Genomic DNA, 19,201 nt, shown 5'->3' with positions numbered 1-19,201 from the left:
TTTTTATGCTAATTTCACAAGAAGGACAGAAATAGCAACGTGTTTTGTAAGATATCATTCTAAATCCGGGTCCCTACCTTCTGAGCCATAGACTCTGTGATAGGCTTTGACATAAAAAGATATGGGTTTATCTGATTCGTTTTGGACAGTGATATCTTGATCACTGTCGCTTACACTAAAAACAAACGCTCTATTTTGGGTAAAGTTGACATCAATGCTATAGTTTTCGTTAAACTCAACACCTAAATCGGATAAAGCCTGTTCGTTTGGGATTGTTATCCCCCCATCCTTTTCATTATAGTAGTGAACAGACTTTTTTTCTGCATCATAGATATACTCATTTTCACCTATTTGCTCTCTCAAATAAGAATCGTATATTCTAATTTTCCCATCTGTTTTATCTTTAAATTTTAAAACACTGACTCCTGAACCCTGTATTAGCTCAAAATTAGGCTTTTTAATCTTTACATAAACAGCTTCACCTGGCTTTAATTTTACTAACTGGTAAGAGCCGCCCCGATCTTCTCCGCCAAAATAAACCAGATTCCAAATCAAAGTTCCCAAAAAAAGCAGACTAACCACTTTTCCATAAATGCTTTTGTAGAAAGGTTTCTTTATACAGATATAAACTATCCATGAAACGATAAAAATAACAAAGATAAACAAGAGTGGTAAAAAGTGAATTAAAAAGTCTATTAAAAGAAAAAGTTGTTCAAAAAAATTCATATTTCGCCTTTCTTTAATTTTCAATTAATATTTAGTTTTAACCAACAAGGATAAAGCCAGTCCCTGTCATTTCATTTGGATTGTTCTCCTTACGACCTCATCGTTTCTATACTAGCAAGTTCAGCAGGAGATTGAAGATACCCAACCAAAAGATAGCTAGCAACAAATTGCGTCCCTGCTTTTCCTTGAAGAAATTTCTTCTCAGAAACAGGCAGAAAACCAGCAAGACCAAGGAGCAAACTAGCAACAAAAACAAGATAAACATGGGTATAACATACAAAAGCAGCCACAAACCAAATTGCATTTCATTCTCTTTCTAATAAAATAAGTCAAAATAATAGACGAGCTCGAAAGCGGTCAGTTTCATTCATTAACAATTCTATAATCCTTTTTAATTATAACAAAGTCCTCAATTTTAAAACAGCAAAAACCAGATTGGAAAATCCAATCTGGCTAAACTCATATTCAAGCAATTTATTGCCCCGGCCAATTCAGTCCAACATGAGAATTCATTTCCTGATAGGCGGTATCAATCCGTGCTCTGGTTTCTTGGTTCAGTTTGTCTCGATACTTGCCACCTTCGATAAAGTCATCCAAAATCCAGGTCTGATAAGTATATAGAGGTAGACCATCTGCTGAAGTAGCGACCTTTTCAACTCGGCTGACCCAGCTCGGATGAGCCTGAGCACTTTTTATCTGCGTGCCCTTTGGTGTCTTTTCAATGGTAACATCCATCAGCACTCCGCGCTCAGTCCAATGAGCATTTTCAATCTCCTCCATGGTTTCGATGCGCTGATTGGAAATAAAATTCCCCATAGAATACATAATCAGCTTCTTCTGGCCGTCTTTCTCTAAAATCTCCGCCGGCTGAACCACATGCGGATGCCCTCCAAAGACGATATCTGCTCCCCAGTCAACCATTTTATGGTAGAGAGTCATCTGCTCCTCTGTTGGCTCCAGCTGGTACTCTATCCCCATCTGAGGCATGACGACTGTAATATCTGCTTCCTTTTCTGCCCGCTCAATCTCGGCTCGCATCTTTTCTTCATCCAGATTGGACAGGAGGTTGTCATAGTCTTCCTGACTGAGCAGCCCCTCCATGCCATTGTAACCATAGGAGTAAGCCAGCAGTGCAATCTTAATGCCTTTGACTTCCTTTATCAAGAGCGGTGCCTGACTGCGTTTTTCATGAGGATAAACACCGATAGGAGTGATTCCCTCTTTTTCAAAAGCCTGAGCTGTAGTCAAAACACCTTCCAAGCCAGAATCTAAAATGTGGTTATGAGCCAAGTCTATCACCTGATAGCCGGTATCCTTGATTGCTGGAACTACGGCTTCTGGAGCATTAAAGAGCGGATAGCCATTCAAAGGATAGTCAGGCCGAATCGTGCCTTCAAAGTCCCCTAAGACCAAATCTCCCTGCCGAAGCCATTCCTTAGCATAGTGGAAATTCTCAGAAAAATCATAAGTTCCATCTTCTTTCTGAGCACTCAGATAAAGGCCGTCGTGATAAAGCAAATCCCCAGTCGCCATGATACGAACCATCTGATTCTGAGAGGGATCCGACTGCTGCTCTTTCTTACTAGGAGACAGAAAGGTAAAATCCTGCACATGCTCTGACAGCAGAATTAAGCCGGCAGACAATCCAACAACTGTCAAAAGCACTCCGACAAACTGCCGATTGCTAAGCTGTTTTTGAAAGAACTTAGGACGAGGAAGCGGCAACTTCTTAATCCAATCCCGCCAAGCTTGGTAGGCATCTGTCAGGAGAGTATACTCTGCAGCAAAACCCGATATCTTTTTCCAAAGTTCCTGAACAAAAGTCTGAATCTTCTCCCAAAGAAATTTTTTATCCATCGCATTTCTCCGCTTTTTCTTGCTTAATAATAGCGCATCAACCTTTACTATATTGTACTATTTTTACTGCCAAAAGAAAAGGAAAGCAAAAAGCAGAAGCTGGGAGAAGCATGCTACAATCTTCAAATTGCGGCAATCTCTCCCAATCTCCTGCTTCATTTTCTATTTTTTCAATTCTAAGAGCTGATCAACGAGCTGAAACTCGACTTTCATTCTTACCCAAAACTCCCTACATCAACGGTCAGCACTTGGCCGTTTCGGACAACCTGCTGTCCTGCAATGTAGACATCCTGAACATCGCTGCCTTTGACTGCGTACACTAGGTGCGACAGCATATTTTCCAAAGGATAAAGATGAAGTCGTCCCTTAGGTTGAATGACAATGAAATCGGCTTGTTTGCCCGTTTCCAGACTGCCGATTTTCTTCTCTAAGCCCAGAGCTTTGGCTCCTTCAATGGTCAAAGCTTTCAAGGCCTGCTCAATCGTAAACTGAGTCGCATCTCCTGCCCGCATCTTCTGAAGGAGGGCAGCTGTCCGACCTTCTTCAAACATATCCAGATTATTATTGGAAGCGACAGAGTCCGTCGCTAGGCCAACGGTCACCCCTGCGGCTAATAAGTCTGTCACCGGAGCCACACTGGAAGCCAGTTTGAGGTTGCTGATAGGATTGTGGGCGATGCTGACTGGTGAAGCCGCCAAATCTGCAAGCTCAGACGGATTCAGCTCAACCCCGTGAGCAAAAATGGCTGGCTGCTCCAAGTAGCCTAGGCCTTTCAAGAAAGCCAGAGGCCGTTTACCATAGCGCTCCAAGATGATTTTATTTTCTTCCTGGGTCTCCGCCACATGGATATGAAGCTTCAAATCCAGCTCACGCGCTAGCTCAAGACTGCCCTTGAGCAGATCTTCGTCACAGGCATAAGGAGAATGAGGCGCCACCATGACCTGAAAATCTTCATCATTGTAGGAGAGAATTTTCTCAATAATGGCCCGAGTACGAGCCAGAGTCTCTTCTGCCGTTTCCGCCTCTGAGCTAAAGAGTGTTGGTGAGAAATAGCAACGCATACCAGACTGCCGCACAGTCTGATAAATCCGGTCAACATCCACTCCCTGAGGATTATACATGTCGTTAAAAGTCGTTGTTCCTGACAGCATCATTTCAGCCAGAGCCAGCTGGACAGCCTGGGTCGTTAGATCCTCCGTGAATTGACTTTCTGCTGGCCAGATATAGTCCTCCAGCCATTCATGCAGATTGCTGTCATCACGAATCCCGCGCAGCAAGGTCATGGCCGAGTGAGTATGACAGTTAACCAGTCCTGGCATGAGCCAAGCACCTTCATAATCCACTGTTTCACTGCATTTCCCTAGCCAGCTTTCATCATAGGAACCGCAGTAGGCAAGACGGTCGTCCTCAACCACTAGCAGCCCGTCCCGGTAAACATGAAATGCGCTGTCACAGGTCACCAGATTGACATTTGTATAAGCTTTCATCCGCCATATCCTCACTTTCCCAACACTTGGTTTCAAGAGATTTTAGCTATTATAACAAGCCTAATCTAATTGTGCAAGTCTTTTTATAAAATTATGGCATAAAAAAGAGCCCCAGCTGAGGCCCTAGTTGTCAATCATTATCTATGACTAATCTTCCGCGTCAGGAAATCCCCAACAAACTGAATAAAGAAGATGAGTAATAAAATGAGAATAGTCGCAAGAATGGTCACATCATGGTTGAAACGCTGATAACCATAAGTCAGAGCGACATTTCCCAGTCCACCGGCACCAATCGCTCCAGCCATAGCAGTCTCCCCAACCAGAGAGATCAGTGTAACAGTCGTCACACGAATCAAGTCCGGCAGACCTTCCCGAAGGTAAACACCGACAATGTCCCAGAAGGTTGCTCCACTAGCCTGCGCTGCTTCAATGACTCCTCGGTCTAGTTCGGATAAGACCACCTGAACCTGACGGGCAAAGAAAGGAAAAACAGCCAGCGAGAGAGGCACCAAGGCCGCAGTCGGTCCAATCCCAGTTCCCACAATAATCCGAGTAAAGGGATTGATGAGGGCCAAGAGAATGATGAAAGGAATCGCCCGAAAGATAGAGGTCACCTTGTCTAGGACGAAAAAGACAAGTCTATTTTCCAAAATACCTCTCGGTCCTATCAAGACGAGCAAGAGGCCGGCGATAAAGCCTAGAATCCCTCCGATAAAGAAAGGAATGATAGTCATATACAGGGTCAGGTAAATAGCTGTTCCCCAGCCAGCCTGCCCAGACCAGCCCATTCTATAAACATTGGGCATAAATTGTTGAATCAGCTGTAGCATTAGTTACTCCCTTCTTTCAGAACATGCAGCTCTACTCCTGTTTCGCGCAGACTTTCCTGCACCGCCGCCAGTTGCTTGGTCTCTCCAGATAAGATAACGACCATTTCTCCGACTGGTACATGGTCTAAAATCTCAATATTAGCGTGAAGAATATTAGCAGATATGTGATACTGCTTGTAAATGTCATTTATAATGGCTGTGTCCGTCACCACACCTGAGTATTTTAGGTGGGCTAGAATGGAATTTTCCGGCAGGTTTTGCACAATCTTTTGCTGGTTGATTTTGATCATAGCCTCATTGATACCGGTTGCCGTCGTGATAAAGTCCTGAGTCAGCTCATTCTTGGGATTAGAGAAAATATCCAGAACTGAGCCTTCCTCAATCAGCCGACCATTTTGCATAACCGCTACCCGGTTGGCAATGTCCTTGACAATCTGCATTTCGTGGGTAATGAGGACAATAGTCAGACCCAATTTTTGATTCAAATCCTGCAATAGAGCGAGAATCTGCTTGGTGGTCTTAGGATCTAAAGCGGATGTGGACTCGTCCGAGATTAAAATTTTGGGATCATTGGCCAAGGCCCGCGCAATAGCCACCCGCTGCTTCTGACCGCCAGACAGCTGGGCAGGATAATTGTCCGCCCGATCCGCTAAGCCCACCAAGTCTAAAAGCGTATGAACTTTCTTCTCTTTTTCAGCAGCTGATAAAGGTGAATGCTTGAGCGCAAAGGCAACATTTTCCTTGGCTGTCATCTGAGCCATGAGGTTAAAATGCTGGAAAATCATCCCAATATCCTTACGCTTTTGGCGTAGCTCAGCCGCAGTAAGCTGAACCTGATGATGATCATAGAAAACCGTATCATCCACCGTGATCTTACCGGCAGACGGCACCTGCAGCAAGTTAATAACACGGACCAAGGTAGACTTTCCGGCACCAGAATAACCTACAATTCCATAAATATCTCCCTGATTAATATGAATGGTCACATCTTCTACGGCCCTAATGTCTTGCTTCTTTTGATTAAAAACGACATCAATGTGATCCAATTTGATAATTTCTTTGCCCATAATTTCCGATTCACTCCTTGATTTGTCCAATATGAGATTTAGCCACTATAGACTTTTAGTTTGCTTTCCGCCTGTCGCTTAACTAGGGAAACGTGATGCCACAAGCCGCAATCTTTACCGACCTAACCCAAAGCCAGATACTGTTCAAACTAAATGACCATAATAGCAGATAAAGGGCTGGAGAAGCTAATCTCCGCCCTTCTTAATCATTTCATTTATTCAATACAATGACTTTCTGCTGGTAAAAATTACCACACTGGCTGATCCATACCATCTGATGATTCTTCGATAACTTTTTTCACTTCATCAGTGTGGTAAGCCTTGATAATTTTTTCAATTGCGTCAGCCTTGTCTGATTTCTTCCAATCTGCTTTCGCTGCAATCAGGTTATACCATTGTTTTGAGTTTTCATTGGCTTCTTCTTTAAAGAGAGCCTTCTTGTAGTCAATGCCTGCTTCGCGGACGAAAGTATTATTGACAACTGCAGCATCTGCTGAAGTCAGAGAAGCTGGCGTTTGAGAAGCATCCAACTCAGAAATTGTCAGATTCTTCTTGTTTTCTTTGATATTGGCAACAGTCGCAAGTTCCTTACCTTTAACATCAAGCTTGATCAAGCCAGCTGATTCAAGAAGATAAAGGGCGCGGCTCTCATTTGTCGCATCATTTGGAACGGCAATCGTACCATTTTCTGGGATGTCTTTCACATCTGTATATTTATTTTTGCCGTCCTTTGTACCAGAGTAGAGACGAATCGGTGCGATATAAGTATCCGCAACAGACACAAGGTCTGCTCCCTTCTCTTTGTTCCAGTTTTCAAGGAAGTTGTAATGTTGGAAAGCGTTGATATCCACATCACCGTCAAGCAGAGCTTGGTTAGGCTGAGAGTAGTCGGTAAACTGTGTATATTCTAATTTAACGCCTGCATTTTCTTTGTCAAGAATCTCTTGAACCTTGTTCCAACGCGCTTCTTCTGTATCACTCAGGCTCATCACCCCAACCTTGACGGTTACAGGTCCGTTTGCTGATTTGCTCTCCTTACTAGAAGAGCCTCCGCAAGCTGCTAAACCCAAGGCTGCAAGGCCTACTAAGCCTACTGAAAAGATTTTTTTCAAATTCATCATTTATTCTCCTTTGATGGATAAAATTCTAAATCTTCTATTTTATAAGATTACTTCTCATTTTACCATGTTAAAGGAGACTTGGCTTATATAAATAATTTATCGCCGTGATAAAAAAATTATATGACTGTTTGAAGCATTTGAGTTGATTTTATGCCCTTTTACTGCATGAAGGTCAGCAGATAGCCATATCCTTCTGCTTCCATTTTTTCTTTTGGAATAAATCGCAGAGCTGCTGAGTTGATACAGTAACGTAGGCCTCCTGCTGCTTCTGGGCCGTCAGTAAAGACATGCCCCAGATGGGCATTGCCAGAACGGCTGCGCACTTCAATACGCTCCATGCCATGGCTCTTGTCTTCATAATATCGCAGAACTTCTCTGGCAATAGGCCGGCTAAAGCTAGGCCAGCCGCAGCCAGATTCAAACTTGTCACCAGCAAAAAAGAGGGGCTCTCCAGTCGTCACATCGACATAAATCCCTTCTTCAAAAGTAGCATTGTAGGCATTGTGGAAGGGACGCTCGGTCGCACTATTCTGAGTCACCTGGTACTGCTCTTCCGTCAGCTGCTCTTTTAATTCTGCATCTGTAGGCTTCTCATATTGGCCAGGATCGACCAAGGGCTGATAGGCATCATTGACATTGATATGACAGTAGCCACCGGGATTTTTCTTGAGATAATCCTGATGATAGTCCTCAGCTAGGACATAGTGGCGCAAAGACTCTAGCTCAACAGCAATCTTTTGTCCCAACTGCTTTTCCTGCTCAGTAAAGACCTGCTCAATGACGCTCTTATCGGCTTGATTGGTATAGTAAACGCCCGTCCGATATTGACGACCAACATCATTGCCCTGCTTATTAAGCGACAGAGGATCAATGACTCGGAAATAATAGAGCAGGATTTCCCGCAGACTGACCCGCTTTTCATCATAGATTAGATGAACCGTTTCTGCATGGTCCGTCTGGTGAATCAGCTGGTAGTTGGTTGATCCCACCTGTCCATTGGCGTAGCCAACTTTCGTTTCCTCAACACCCTCAATGCGGGAAAAGTACTCTTCCAAACCCCAGAAGCACCCACCTGCTAAATAAATTTCTGCCATAAAAACACCCCATTTCTTTGCGTCTATTTTCTCATAAAAGGAAAGGAAATTTCATAGTAGATCAACTCAAAAATGATTTCTGCTGTTGACTATAAATACTATCACTTAGGCAGAATCTCATCATATTTATTTTTTTGCTCGCCGACAACTTGCTTCACTTTTTTAGCCATAGCGCCCATCATACTTTCTGAAGTATCTAATTTATTATATAGATTCTCAATCGTTTCTTTTGTTGATTTAGCAGCCTTTCTTATTTCGTCTTCACCTGCTTTCTTAATCTTTTCTTTCTCTGCCTTCATCATTGGCACCCAAAAGAGCTTAATGCGATTTGTTTCAAGCTTCTTCATGAAATCCTTGGTATCGCCAAAAGCATTCAGTTCACTCAAAGGTTTTTGCATATCCTCTCCTTAATTCTTCAATATCTTCTTCGTATAAGGCTCGTTTTTTATAAAAAGCCTCTCGCAAATCTTCCTCTTCTACTTCTAACTTTCCTTGTTCTATTTTATGAGCAAATTCAGTCTCATCTAAAAATTCAGTCAGTTTACTGTAATAACCATTTAGAAATGAAGAATCTGATACTTTCATGGTTCTCACAAATTGACGAGCTTGTTCAGCTTCTTGATTAATCAAAGTCGTTCTGAAACGAAAGATTTCATCAATAGCATTCCATTTATTAGCAAGCTCTCGCTTATCTCTCCGATAGAAGATTTCTAGCTCCTCTAATTCTCTCTCTTTCGCTCTTAACGAACGATAAATCAAATCTTGCTCCATTGATTAAAATCTCCTGCTAATTGGGCATCCTCTTCTGTCATTTTTTTGATCGCACTTTCGATGCCTGATCGGACATTTGAAAAAGCAGTAGCAATAGCTGTTGCTTTTGTAACCTCAGCATCAAAATGACTACGTAAAGGTTCCACGATATCCGTCTTACTCACACCCTCACTAATTAAAATTGTCTCAATCTCGCCAGCACTCAAGGCAGTACAGGTTGTTTCTAAAGTGGTTTTAGATAAATCATAAAAATTTTCAATCTGCGTTATAGCCTTATCTCTTGCCGTACTGATTCTTGTCAAGCCTGCCAGAGCTATACTGTCAAGACCAGAAGCAATAATTGTAGATTGCTCACTGTCTAAAAAAATCTTCTCATTAGTAGAGTAACCACCTGATGCAAGCGCATGTTTGTGTCGTTCAAATTCTGACATATACAGTTCAGTTGATTTAAGTTGATGCTTATATAATTCTTTATAATAAGTTTCTTCCGTTCCTTCTGTTAGAAGGATATTCCCTTGCTTATCATACTGATAGCCACCCCACATATGCTGGTCTGTAATCCTCTCAATGGCACTGTTTTTATTTGATGATATACTATTGATGTGTCCCACAATCCCAACAGATTCAGCACTTCCAACATCAGCATATCCTAAGCCAATAAAGTCTTTATGATCAATATAATTCCGAATTCGCCCCTTTATACTGTCAACCCGCTTTTTCTGCTGTTCATTTAGAGCAGAATAAGTATTTGGTCCATTGTAAAGCCAAGCTCCATTGATTCTCTGAATATCCTTCGAAGATAAATTAGCCATAGCATATTGAGCATCCATAGATCCAAGAGAATGACCATAAATATTTACTTTAGCATTCGGATATTTTTTCATAACCTCTTGTAATGCTTGGGCAGAATCTTTCAACTGTTTTGTACCAAAATTATTATAACGAGCACGAGGATCCGCACTATCACCAACTTTTCCTAATATTCTTGCAGCCATAGGAATGTCATTACGAAACCAGTCAGTTGTCCAATCAGAACCATCAAACGGAGCTGTGGAACCGCGAAAAAGGACCGTTACTTCTTTGACTTCATCAGGTTTATCTTTTGTACCATTTGGAGTAATCGTATAAATCTGCTCACCGTTACCATTATGATTATCTTGATAGTTAGCAACCTTACCAATTAGTATCTTTTTGTTATCAATTCTAACATCACCATCAATTTCAGTGTCAACATATTGTTGTTTAGCAATATTTAGTCTTTGTTTATCAGTAAAATACACCATAATCATTCACCCTTTAGTAAATCACTTAGTTTTTTTGATACAATGCTACCACCAATTTCTAATTTTTTTGATACATAATCTTCATTGATAGTATCTTTAATATACAAATCTTTGTCATTGTTAATATATGTAGTAATCACAATACCACCCATTGGATGAATTTCTGCGGAATTATAATCAATTTTATATGACTTTATAATACCCGTTTCAGTTAAATACTGACTATCTAAATTCTTTATCCCTTCTTCAATTAATTGTTTTACTTCTTCACTTCTTACAACTTTAAGCATCTCTTCTCTTTGCTTATCTTCTTGCGCTTGCTTATTCATACTACAACCTCCCATAAAAATAATAATTCCAAAAACTCCCAAAATAGATAGTAATTTCTTCATTTCTACATATCCTCCTTTACCTCATTATACTACAAAATGATTTAATAGGACACCATCCTACATTGAAACAAAATTGTAGCATAATATCATGTGTGTTTGCTCACCGACAACTTACCTCACTTTTTTATCCATATCGACCTTTTACTTCACGATTAAGAGAATTGTCGTTACCTTCAGTCATAGCCGTCTGAAGATTTTGATCATTCATATATTTTTGGATCATTTTACATTTTCCTTTAACAAAGCTGATAATTTAGGTGATACGGTATATCCATATGTTTCATACTCTCCATTGTCATTTTTTATCAATCCAAAATGAAAGTCCAACTCTTTATTGTTATTAAAATACAATCGAACCATCAGTCCCCCCATCGGATTATATTCTAACGTCTCAGTATCAACTTCATAAGATTGAATAACTCCTTCTCTTGTTAAAGCATTAGGATCATTCGCTCTCATATGTTCTTCATAAACCTTTCTTGCTTCTTTACTAATCGCAATGCGTATCATCTCTTGTTTCTTCTGGTGTTGGTGCATACTAAATCCTATGATAACCAGTCCCATAAGTACTAGAATACTGAGTACACTCCATAAGAATTTTTTATTCATCATAATTTCCCTTTCACACTATCTTATCAATTTATTTTACTTATAGTATCGCACAGTTTTAGGATATCATTTAAAATGCGGAGGTTAGTAGTTCCCAGATATTCCCATCGCTTTAAAAAAGATTGAAGAAAGTCTTCAAATATGGAGCTTTCTTCAATCTTAGACAGTCGTATTTTAATTACCCCTCAATATACTTCAATTTTCCTCGGAAATCTTCCAGGCTTTCATAGCCTTTTTCTTCCATAATAGCCTTGAGTTCTACGGTGATTCGCTCGAAGGCTGCGACTCCTTCTTTATGAAGGGTTGTTCCTACCTGCACCATACTGGCTCCACAGAGGATATGCTCGAAGGCATCGCGGCCCGTCAGGACACCACCAGTTCCAATGATTTGGATTTCTGGTTTAAGGCGTTGGTAAAATGCATGGACATTGGCTAGGGCGGTCGGCTTGATGTACTGTCCTCCGATACCTCCAAAACCATTTTTCGGACGAATGACCACTGACTCATCTTCTATATAAAGACCGTTTCCGATTGAGTTTACACAATTGACAAACTTGAGCGGATATTTGTTGAAAATCGCAGCGGCCTGGTCAAAATGCACGATGTCAAAATAAGGAGGCAACTTGATGCCTAGGGGCTTGGTGAAATAAGCAAAAACTTCTGACAAAATCTTTTCCGTCGTTTCAAAGTCATAGGCAATCTGCGGCTTGCCAGGGACATTGGGGCAGGAGAGATTGAGCTCAGTAATCCCTTTAAAGTCACTTGCCTGCACTTTCTGAAGAATGGTGTGGGTTTCTTCTGGCGACATACCGACCAAAGAGAGGAAGAAAGTGCGATTTGGTTCGCTTTCCTGGAGTTCCAGCAGGTAGTCAAGATAGTAATCTAAACCATTGTTGGGCAGGCCCATGGAGTTGATAGACCCCAGCGGAACATCCTGATAGCGCGGTTCTGGGTTCCCCTGACGAAAGTCCAGCGTTGCTGTCTTGGTCACAAAGGTTCCCGCAGCAGAATCTTTGACTTCTACCAGTTCCTCTTTTGTCATGCAGGCAACTCCAGCCGCATTCATCAGGCAATTATCAAAATCAAAACCAGCAATTTGTGTAGATGTCGAAACCATAGTAAAACGCTCCTTTTTCTTCTGAAGGCGAGTGCCTTTAGCTCATTTCCTCTATTATATCACCAAACTCCACTTTTTCGTTTTTTTAACCGGAAATTCCTGACTAACGTTCGGAAAATATGCAGTTCGATTGATCTTCTTTCTGAAATATTTCAGAAAATAAATTGTGGAAATTTTTAGAAAATTCAACTTTTTTCTTTACAAGGGAAAAAAAGTCTGCTATAATGTTCCATGTAATAAAATATGACATTTAAAAGATGTCTGTTTTAAAGATTTAAACACATCCTCGTCATACAAGCTGCAAGCAGCTTCCGACAGGATGGTTTACTATTTTATTTAAAGGAGAATGACAGATGACAACTGCTAAAGAATATATCCAAAGCACTTTCGAGACCGTAAAAGCCCGCAACGGACACGAGGCAGAATTCCTCCAAGCTGTTGAAGAGTTTCTCAATACTCTGGAGCCCGTTTTCGAAAAACACCCAGAATACATTGAAGAAAACATCCTAGCGCGTATTACTGAGCCTGAGCGCGTTATCAGCTTCCGTGTTCCTTGGGTTGACCGCGAAGGTAAAGTACAAGTCAACCGTGGTTACCGCGTACAATTTAACTCAACAGTTGGTCCTTATAAAGGCGGCCTTCGTTTCCACCCAACTGTAAACCAAGGGATCTTGAAATTCCTCGGATTTGAACAAATCTTTAAAAACGTCTTGACTGGCCTGCCAATCGGTGGTGGTAAAGGTGGATCTGACTTTGATCCAAAAGGCAAGACAGATGCTGAAGTGATGCGCTTCTGCCAAAGCTTCATGACTGAATTGCAAAAACATATCGGCCCATCTCTTGACGTTCCAGCTGGTGATATTGGTGTTGGCGGACGTGAAATCGGCTACCTCTACGGCCAATACAAACGCCTCAATCAATTCGACGCTGGTGTCTTGACTGGTAAACCCCTTGGATTTGGCGGCAGCTTGATCCGTCCAGAAGCAACTGGTTACGGCTTGGTTTACTATACCGAAGAAATGCTGAAAGCTAATGGTAACAGCTTTGCTGGCAAGAAGGTGGTTATTTCCGGTTCTGGTAACGTAGCCCAATACGCTCTCCAAAAAGCAACTGAGCTGGGAGCAACTGTTATCTCTGTTTCTGACTCAAATGGTTATGTCATTGATGAAAATGGTATCGATTTTGACCTTCTTACAGATGTTAAAGAAAAACGTCGTGCTCGTTTGACTGAATATGCAGCTGAGAAACCAACTGCTACTTATCATGAAGGTTCTGTATGGTCTTACGCTGGTAACTATGATATTGCTCTGCCATGTGCGACTCAAAACGAAATCAACGGCGACGCAGCTAAACGCTTGGTTTCTCAAGGTGTTATCTGTGTATCTGAAGGTGCCAACATGCCTAGCGACCTAGATGCTATCGCTGTTTACAAAGAAAATGGTATCTTCTACGGACCTGCCAAAGCAGCTAATGCTGGTGGTGTAGCTGTATCCGCATTGGAAATGAGTCAAAACAGCCTTCGTCTGTCATGGACTCGCGAAGAAGTTGACGGCCGCCTCAAGGACATCATGACTAACATCTTTAACACAGCTAAAACAACTGCTGAAACATACGGTCTTGGTACTGACTACCTTGCAGGAGCAAATATCGCTGCCTTCGAAAACGTAGCAAATGCTATGATTGCGCAAGGTATTGTTTAACTAGTTGATACATCCTATCGGAGGACTATCATGAACTTACGGTCAATGGAAGTGAGAGACAATCCGGCTGTAGCACAACTCATTCGAGCCAGCCTAGAGGAATTCGGGCTTGACAAACCAGGAACTGTCTACTTTGATTCTCATCTAGATCATTTGGCCGACTATTATCAACAGCAAGAGAGGGCAGCTTACTTTGTTCTGGAAGATGAAGGTCATCTCGTTGGCTGCGGTGGTTTTGCACCTGTGTCTGATAAAATTGCTGAATTACAAAAACTGTATGTCACTAAAAACAGTCGTGGCAAAGGTTATTCCAGCCGGTTGATAAAGCGGATATTCCAAGAAGCCCGCCTAGCAGGTTATGAACAGCTTTATCTAGAAACCTCTACTGAACTGGCTACGGCCGTGGCCATCTATCAGCACTATGGTTTTACATCACTGCAACAACCACTTTCTAACGCTGCTGGCCACCCGGCTATGAATATCTGGATGATAAAATCCCTCTTATCAGATGAATAGATGTCAGTATACTCTGGCTGTCTCAAGAACATCATGACCAGCATCCCTAACACAGATAAAACTACCGTTGAAACTTACGGACTTGGCAAAGACTATCTGGCTGGTGCTAACATTGCTGCCTTCGAAAACGTAGCCAAGGCTATGATTGCACAAGGTATTGTTTAAGCACTATCAAACTAGAATAAATCCGACTGCTTTTATAAGCAGTCGGATTTTTATATATCTAATTTTTCAAAAAATTTGCCTGCTGCCTGCTTTTCTTTTAGCTTCTCCAGCAGCTCATTCTCCAGAAAAGGGCTTAGTTCGTCAAAATCTTGGCAAACCTTAAAAACAGTCTCTCTGTCCAACTGACCATAAACTAGATCGTAATAGTCCTTATTATGATGCCAGTTCTGGTCATAGTTGACATCTGTCCGTTGATAGTAAACAATGTTTTGCTTCGGAGTCAGGTAAAGCTTCTGCGTCAGAATGCTTTTCTGATCTTTGGACAGCTTGCTGCGGCTGAAAATTTTAACACCTTGAAAAATCTTGCGCTCATGGATACCTTGATTTGTGACTTTTAATTCAATTCTTTTATAATGCATACTGATACCTCCAGAAATCACCTACATTATATCAAGTTTTGACAGATTTTCAAGTAAATGTGTCATTTCCAAAAGTCTTTTGTCGCCTCTAAAATCTCTTCTGTCGGTGTTACCGTAGCCTCAATAATGCTCTTACCAGTCTTTTTCAGATAAGCTTGTATCAGATGATAGCCATAAGCATAGCCTGCAGCATAAGGCATACCGACTGGTATTTGACCTTGAATCTCAGCGATTTCATCACCGTAGAGATAAGGAGCCATTTCCGCCATCCCCGTTAGCTGAAGCTGACTTGAGATGATAGGCTTAATCTCTTCCAACTGCTCTGGACTGGTTGAAGTAACCCAAGGTCCAATGAGATCCTTACCATAGAGTTCAGCTGCAAAAGACTCTGCCAATCCTTCACTAACTACCCAGTCTGCCAATGTCGTCTGCTGGTTCCATTTGATAAATTGGAAGCGGACATTATGATTGCACTCGTGGGCTAGCGCCGCCTGCACTCGTGGTAAAGTATAGTCATTTGGCAGCAGACTAAGCATGAGGTAGCCTGGAATTCCACCATCTCCGCTATAACCCTTATTGAGCTGTAGCATGGGCTTTTCTGGATTGCCTAACAAAATAGTAAAATAGTAATCCTCAACCTCTAAGTCATAGCCAGCCTGCTCAAAAAGACCAATACTCCTTTTGATGGTATCCTGGCAGTCTTGCCAGAGTTGATCAGAGCTCAGAGAGTCGATAGCTGGTCTATCCTTTTCTGACAGAGTTCCAGGCAGCTGATTCATAAAGCCAAGTAGGAAAAGAGCATCAAATCCTCCAGGATACTTCGCTTTTAAAGGAATGTGCTGAGTTTGGTATTTAGGAGCAAAAGGCGCTAACAATTTAGCTCGAAAACATCCCTCTCTCTTTTCCAAGGGCAGTTCAAGCAGCTCTTGATAAACCTTATCTGAACGAATCATATTGATCTTCATAGTAATCTCCTTTTCTAATTTTCACCAGTATACACCCTCCTCTAAGGTCAGAGTCAAGAAAAAGATTTGAAACTTTCGCCTCAAATCCTCTTTTATCTATACAGTTTGCTGCCTCCACTTTCAAATCTAGTGAGGAAAGTAGCAAAGGCATTAGAGTAATGGGATAATTTTCCCTATTGCTCCTTCTTTTTCTCTTGCTTTGGCTTGCTTTTCTCCTTTTGCCACTTAGCATTTTCGTAGGTCACGGTATAGGTATCCTCATCGCCGCCTTCCCCGTCAAAAACCAAGTCAAAGCGGATAGACTTGCCTGGCGCCACATTGGTGCCGATTTGTGTATTGTCAAAGGTTGAGCCGTCCAAAATATAAACATTTTCCTTCTTGTCATAAAGTCCAAAGTCATAAGGACTGACCAGAATGGGCTTTCTAGAAGTGTTTTCAACCGTGATAGTCGCAACGACAGCTACTCCTGTTGACTCATCGCTCATGACTCGCTTGCTGTCTTCCACTGCCGAATGAACTGTCACCTTTAGTCCACTGGAAAATTCAACTGTTTTCTCAAAAGCATGGCTGGAATAGGTCTCTAAAGGCGAGTTATGGTAGCCTGTGAGAGACTTGAGATGGTCATTCTCCTCCATAAGGCCAATCGTAGTAATGACGAGGAGAATGCTGAGCAAGGCCAGAAGAAAGATGATAATACCAGACACCAGAGCTGCCCAAAAGAGACCCTGCTTGTGGAGAGGACGTTTTAAACGGTAAACAAGATTGTCCTCACTGACAATCTCCTGCTGAATTCGCTGATTCATATGGACCTTTCTAAATCAATAATTACTTGCCTTTTGAAAGAGGTCCAAGCGTCGGAAGCTCAATCCCCTCTCGCAAAAGCGCCTCGTGGTAAAGACGGTAGAAGATATGGTAAATAGAAATCTGCATGCCTCCCTGCACTATCATACTGATACGGAAGTTGAACTGGCCATTTGAAGCCATCTGCGGCCCCAAGATATTCGGCTCTTTAAGAATCTCTGGATGTTCTGGCACTGCTTCTTCATTGACCTCGGCAATGATACGGTAAATCTCGTCCAAATCCGTCTGGGCATAAATGGGAATGTCAATCAGAACACGCATATCGCCTCGAGACAAATTACTGACAACCATGATATTGCGGTTGGGCACAAAATGAAGCGTTCCGTCCGCGTCCCGTACCTGCGTCGTCCGAATCCCGACACTGATTACTGTTCCAGCGATGTTGATAGGGCCGTTAGTCAGGCGGACATTGTCACCGACATCTAACTGTCGCTCGAGAAGAATAAAGAAGCCATTGACCAGATCCGACAAGAAGCCCTGGGCTCCCATCCCGATGGCCACCCCGGCAATTCCGGCACCAGCTAAAAGGCTGGAAACCGGCAGTCCCAAGATGGATAAAACCCAGTAAATCAAGAGAAAATACAAGACATAATTAAGCAGATTCTCAATCAGCCGAGTAATGGTTTTCTGTCTGGCTACATCCTGCTTGGATAGCTTGAGAGAGGGGGCAATGATCTTGGTCACTGACAAATGCAGGATTTTCTTAACGATGTAAAATAAGATAAAAAGCAGAAGTAAAGAGACCAACTTGGAAAAGAGGTCATCTGCAATCTTGCTCCAGTCAAATTGCTGTATATAGCGGGAAAAGACATTTCCGGTCTTAGACATAGGCTACCTCCAAAAAGATTACTACCATTATACCACAAAGACCAATAGACGCGGACATAGAATGGTTAGTCCGACCTAGCATTGCTTTCACTCCCTTTCTATCGTATAATAAAATAAGTATCTAAGACAAGAAAGGAACTTACATGCTCCATCGCTCCATCACCATTTGGAATAAAACCAATCTAATCAAGCGGATTTCCATCGGTATTGGCATTGGTGTCCTGCTGGCTGTCATCTTCCCCCAAGCACAGGCCATCGGACTTCTGGGCCAAATCTTCGTTGGCGGCCTCAAGGCCATCGCTCCGCTCCTAGTTTTCACTCTGGTGGCAAACGCCCTGTCGCAGCAGCAAAAAGGACAAAAGAGCAATATGAAGACAGTCATCTTACTCTACCTCCTGGGAACCTTTGCGGCGGCCTTGGTAGCGGTTCTGGTCAACTTTTTCTTTCCCATTAGTATAGAGTTGGCTTCGTCCTCCTAAAAGGTTTCTCCGCCAGATGGAATCGGACAAGTCCTCAGCAATCTTCTGCTTCAGCTGGTGGACAATCCCGTCAACGCCCTCATCACTGCGAACTATATCGGTATCCTGTCCTGGGCTGTTATCTTGGGAATTGCCATGCGAGAAGCTAGCCACCACAGCAAGGAACTGCTCCAAACATTGGCAGATATCACTTCTAAGATTGTCGAGTGGATTATCAATCTAGCCCCTCTTGGTATTTTAGGCCTGGTCTACACGACCATTTCTGGGAAAGGCTTCCAGGCTCTAAAAAGCTATGGTATCCTGCTGCTAGCCTTGATAGCCAGCATGCTGATTGTGGTTCTGATTATCAATCCTTTGATCACTTTTATCATGCTGCGGAAAAATCCTTATCCCTTTGTCTGGCGCTGTCTACGAGTCAGTGGCGTAACTGCCTTTTTCACGCGCAGCTCAGCAGCTAACATCCCTGTCAATATGAAGCTTTGTCGGGATCTGGGACTCAATCCAGAGACTTACTCGGTCTCTATTCCTTTGGGAGCCACTATCAACATGGCAGGGGCTGCTATTACTATCAATACCCTGACCTTGGCTGCTGTCAACACGCTGGGTATCAGGGTTGACTTTGGAACGGCTCTAGTTCTCAGTATTGTAGCGGCAATTTCTGCCTGCGGGGCTTCCGGCGTAGCTGGCGGTTCTCTTCTGCTCATTCCGGTCGCCTGCAGCCTCTTTGGAATTTCCAATGATTTGGCTATGCAGGTAGTCAGCGTTGGCTTTGTCATCGGTGTCATTCAGGACTCCTGCGAGACAGCCCTCAACTCTTCTACAGATGTTCTCTTTACAGCTGTGGCCGAGATGAGCAGCTGGCCAAAAGAAAAACGCTATTAATTTCGACAAAAAACCTCTAGACTTCCATCATT

General features: G+C 42.4%; 20 protein-coding genes and 2 pseudogenes. 4 read left to right on the top strand and 18 right to left on the bottom strand.

The window, feature by feature from the left end; genetic code table 11:
- Positions 1-54: 54 nt before the first annotated feature.
- The 14 genes from K1J09_RS04325 to K1J09_RS04260 all read right to left on the bottom strand — a co-directional run bounded on the left by K1J09_RS04325 (position 55) and on the right by K1J09_RS04260 (position 12,354).
- On the bottom strand, positions 55-726 hold the full coding sequence (locus K1J09_RS04325) for a hypothetical protein (protein WP_223323024.1): 672 nt from the start codon (positions 724-726) through the stop codon (positions 55-57).
- 89 nt (positions 727-815) lie between these two features.
- Positions 816-1,016, bottom strand: a complete 201-nt coding sequence (locus K1J09_RS04320; protein ID WP_223336023.1) for a RhtB family transporter — start codon at positions 1,014-1,016, stop codon at positions 816-818.
- A gap of 184 nt (positions 1,017-1,200) precedes the next feature.
- Positions 1,201-2,583 (bottom strand): CapA family protein, encoded by a 1,383-nt coding sequence (locus tag K1J09_RS04315; protein ID WP_223323022.1) that lies wholly within the window; start codon positions 2,581-2,583, stop codon positions 1,201-1,203.
- A gap of 215 nt (positions 2,584-2,798) precedes the next feature.
- Complete coding sequence (locus K1J09_RS04310; protein WP_223323021.1) at positions 2,799-4,070, bottom strand: TRZ/ATZ family protein; 1,272 nt, start codon at positions 4,068-4,070, stop codon at positions 2,799-2,801.
- A gap of 137 nt (positions 4,071-4,207) precedes the next feature.
- Positions 4,208-4,900 (bottom strand): methionine ABC transporter permease, encoded by a 693-nt coding sequence (locus tag K1J09_RS04305; RefSeq protein ID WP_223323019.1) that lies wholly within the window; start codon positions 4,898-4,900, stop codon positions 4,208-4,210.
- Positions 4,900-5,967, bottom strand: coding sequence for a methionine ABC transporter ATP-binding protein (locus K1J09_RS04300; RefSeq protein ID WP_223323017.1), 1,068 nt, complete (start codon positions 5,965-5,967; stop codon positions 4,900-4,902). The genes K1J09_RS04305 and K1J09_RS04300 overlap by 1 nt, the downstream gene beginning before the upstream one ends.
- 248 nt (positions 5,968-6,215) lie before the next feature.
- The gene (locus K1J09_RS04295; protein WP_223323016.1) at positions 6,216-7,088 is read right to left on the bottom strand and encodes a MetQ/NlpA family ABC transporter substrate-binding protein; all 873 of its coding nucleotides are present in this window, start codon (positions 7,086-7,088) and stop codon (positions 6,216-6,218) included.
- 158 nt (positions 7,089-7,246) lie between these two features.
- Positions 7,247-8,182 (bottom strand): peptide-methionine (R)-S-oxide reductase MsrB, encoded by a 936-nt coding sequence (msrB, locus tag K1J09_RS04290; RefSeq protein WP_223323014.1) that lies wholly within the window; start codon positions 8,180-8,182, stop codon positions 7,247-7,249.
- 101 nt (positions 8,183-8,283) lie between these two features.
- A complete protein-coding gene (locus K1J09_RS04285) occupies positions 8,284-8,580 on the bottom strand; it encodes a hypothetical protein (protein ID WP_128834605.1) in 297 nt (98 codons plus the stop codon).
- Entirely contained in the window at positions 8,561-8,953 is a 393-nt protein-coding gene (locus tag K1J09_RS04280) for a hypothetical protein (protein ID WP_223323012.1), read from the bottom strand. The genes K1J09_RS04285 and K1J09_RS04280 overlap by 20 nt, the downstream gene beginning before the upstream one ends.
- Entirely contained in the window at positions 8,938-10,242 is a 1,305-nt protein-coding gene (locus K1J09_RS04275; RefSeq protein WP_223340963.1) for an Mbeg1-like protein, read from the bottom strand. The genes K1J09_RS04280 and K1J09_RS04275 overlap by 16 nt, the downstream gene beginning before the upstream one ends.
- A complete protein-coding gene (locus tag K1J09_RS04270) occupies positions 10,239-10,628 on the bottom strand; it encodes a DUF1310 family protein (RefSeq protein WP_223323008.1) in 390 nt (129 codons plus the stop codon). Before K1J09_RS04270 ends, K1J09_RS04275 begins: the two co-directional genes overlap by 4 nt.
- Before the next feature lie 219 nt (positions 10,629-10,847).
- Positions 10,848-11,237, bottom strand: coding sequence for a DUF1310 family protein (locus tag K1J09_RS04265; RefSeq protein ID WP_223323478.1), 390 nt, complete (start codon positions 11,235-11,237; stop codon positions 10,848-10,850).
- Between the two features lie 178 nt (positions 11,238-11,415).
- Positions 11,416-12,354: a dihydroorotate oxidase gene (locus K1J09_RS04260; RefSeq protein ID WP_223323006.1), complete on the bottom strand. Its 939-nt coding sequence runs from the start codon at positions 12,352-12,354 to the stop codon at positions 11,416-11,418.
- A 353-nt stretch (positions 12,355-12,707) separates the two neighbouring features.
- Here K1J09_RS04260 and gdhA point away from each other — a divergent pair, with 353 nt between their 5' ends.
- The 3 genes and pseudogenes from gdhA to K1J09_RS04245 all read left to right on the top strand — a co-directional run.
- Positions 12,708-14,054 carry an NADP-specific glutamate dehydrogenase gene (gene gdhA / locus K1J09_RS04255; RefSeq protein ID WP_223323004.1) on the top strand — a complete coding sequence of 449 codons (1,347 nt, stop codon included), beginning with the start codon at positions 12,708-12,710 and terminating at the stop codon, positions 14,052-14,054.
- Between the two features lie 30 nt (positions 14,055-14,084).
- Positions 14,085-14,570, top strand: a complete 486-nt coding sequence (locus K1J09_RS04250) for a GNAT family N-acetyltransferase (protein ID WP_223323002.1) — start codon at positions 14,085-14,087, stop codon at positions 14,568-14,570.
- A gap of 15 nt (positions 14,571-14,585) precedes the next feature.
- Positions 14,586-14,735, top strand: a pseudogene (locus tag K1J09_RS04245) (NADP oxidoreductase); the annotation flags it as partial.
- A gap of 50 nt (positions 14,736-14,785) precedes the next feature.
- On the opposite strand, the gene K1J09_RS04240 reads toward K1J09_RS04245, so the two are convergent.
- The 4 genes from K1J09_RS04240 to K1J09_RS04225 all read right to left on the bottom strand — a co-directional run bounded on the left by K1J09_RS04240 (position 14,786) and on the right by K1J09_RS04225 (position 17,808).
- Positions 14,786-15,154: an EXLDI protein gene (locus K1J09_RS04240; protein WP_223323000.1), complete on the bottom strand. Its 369-nt coding sequence runs from the start codon at positions 15,152-15,154 to the stop codon at positions 14,786-14,788.
- 62 nt (positions 15,155-15,216) lie between these two features.
- Positions 15,217-16,119: a DUF2268 domain-containing protein gene (locus K1J09_RS04235; protein ID WP_223322998.1), complete on the bottom strand. Its 903-nt coding sequence runs from the start codon at positions 16,117-16,119 to the stop codon at positions 15,217-15,219.
- Between the two features lie 173 nt (positions 16,120-16,292).
- Complete coding sequence (locus tag K1J09_RS04230; RefSeq protein WP_223322996.1) at positions 16,293-16,922, bottom strand: DUF4352 domain-containing protein; 630 nt, start codon at positions 16,920-16,922, stop codon at positions 16,293-16,295.
- Between the two features lie 22 nt (positions 16,923-16,944).
- Positions 16,945-17,808 (bottom strand): mechanosensitive ion channel family protein, encoded by an 864-nt coding sequence (locus tag K1J09_RS04225; RefSeq protein WP_223322994.1) that lies wholly within the window; start codon positions 17,806-17,808, stop codon positions 16,945-16,947.
- 143 nt (positions 17,809-17,951) lie between these two features.
- Between K1J09_RS04225 and sstT the strand changes: the two are divergent.
- Positions 17,952-19,169 (top strand): annotated as a pseudogene (gene sstT / locus K1J09_RS04220) (serine/threonine transporter SstT).
- The last annotated feature ends 32 nt before the right edge of the window (positions 19,170-19,201 follow it).

It is taken from the genome of Streptococcus sanguinis (genome assembly GCF_019928825.1).
Taxonomy (GTDB): Bacteria; Bacillota; Bacilli; order Lactobacillales; family Streptococcaceae; genus Streptococcus; species Streptococcus sanguinis_L.
This window is presented reverse-complemented; position numbering and strand designations above follow the sequence as displayed.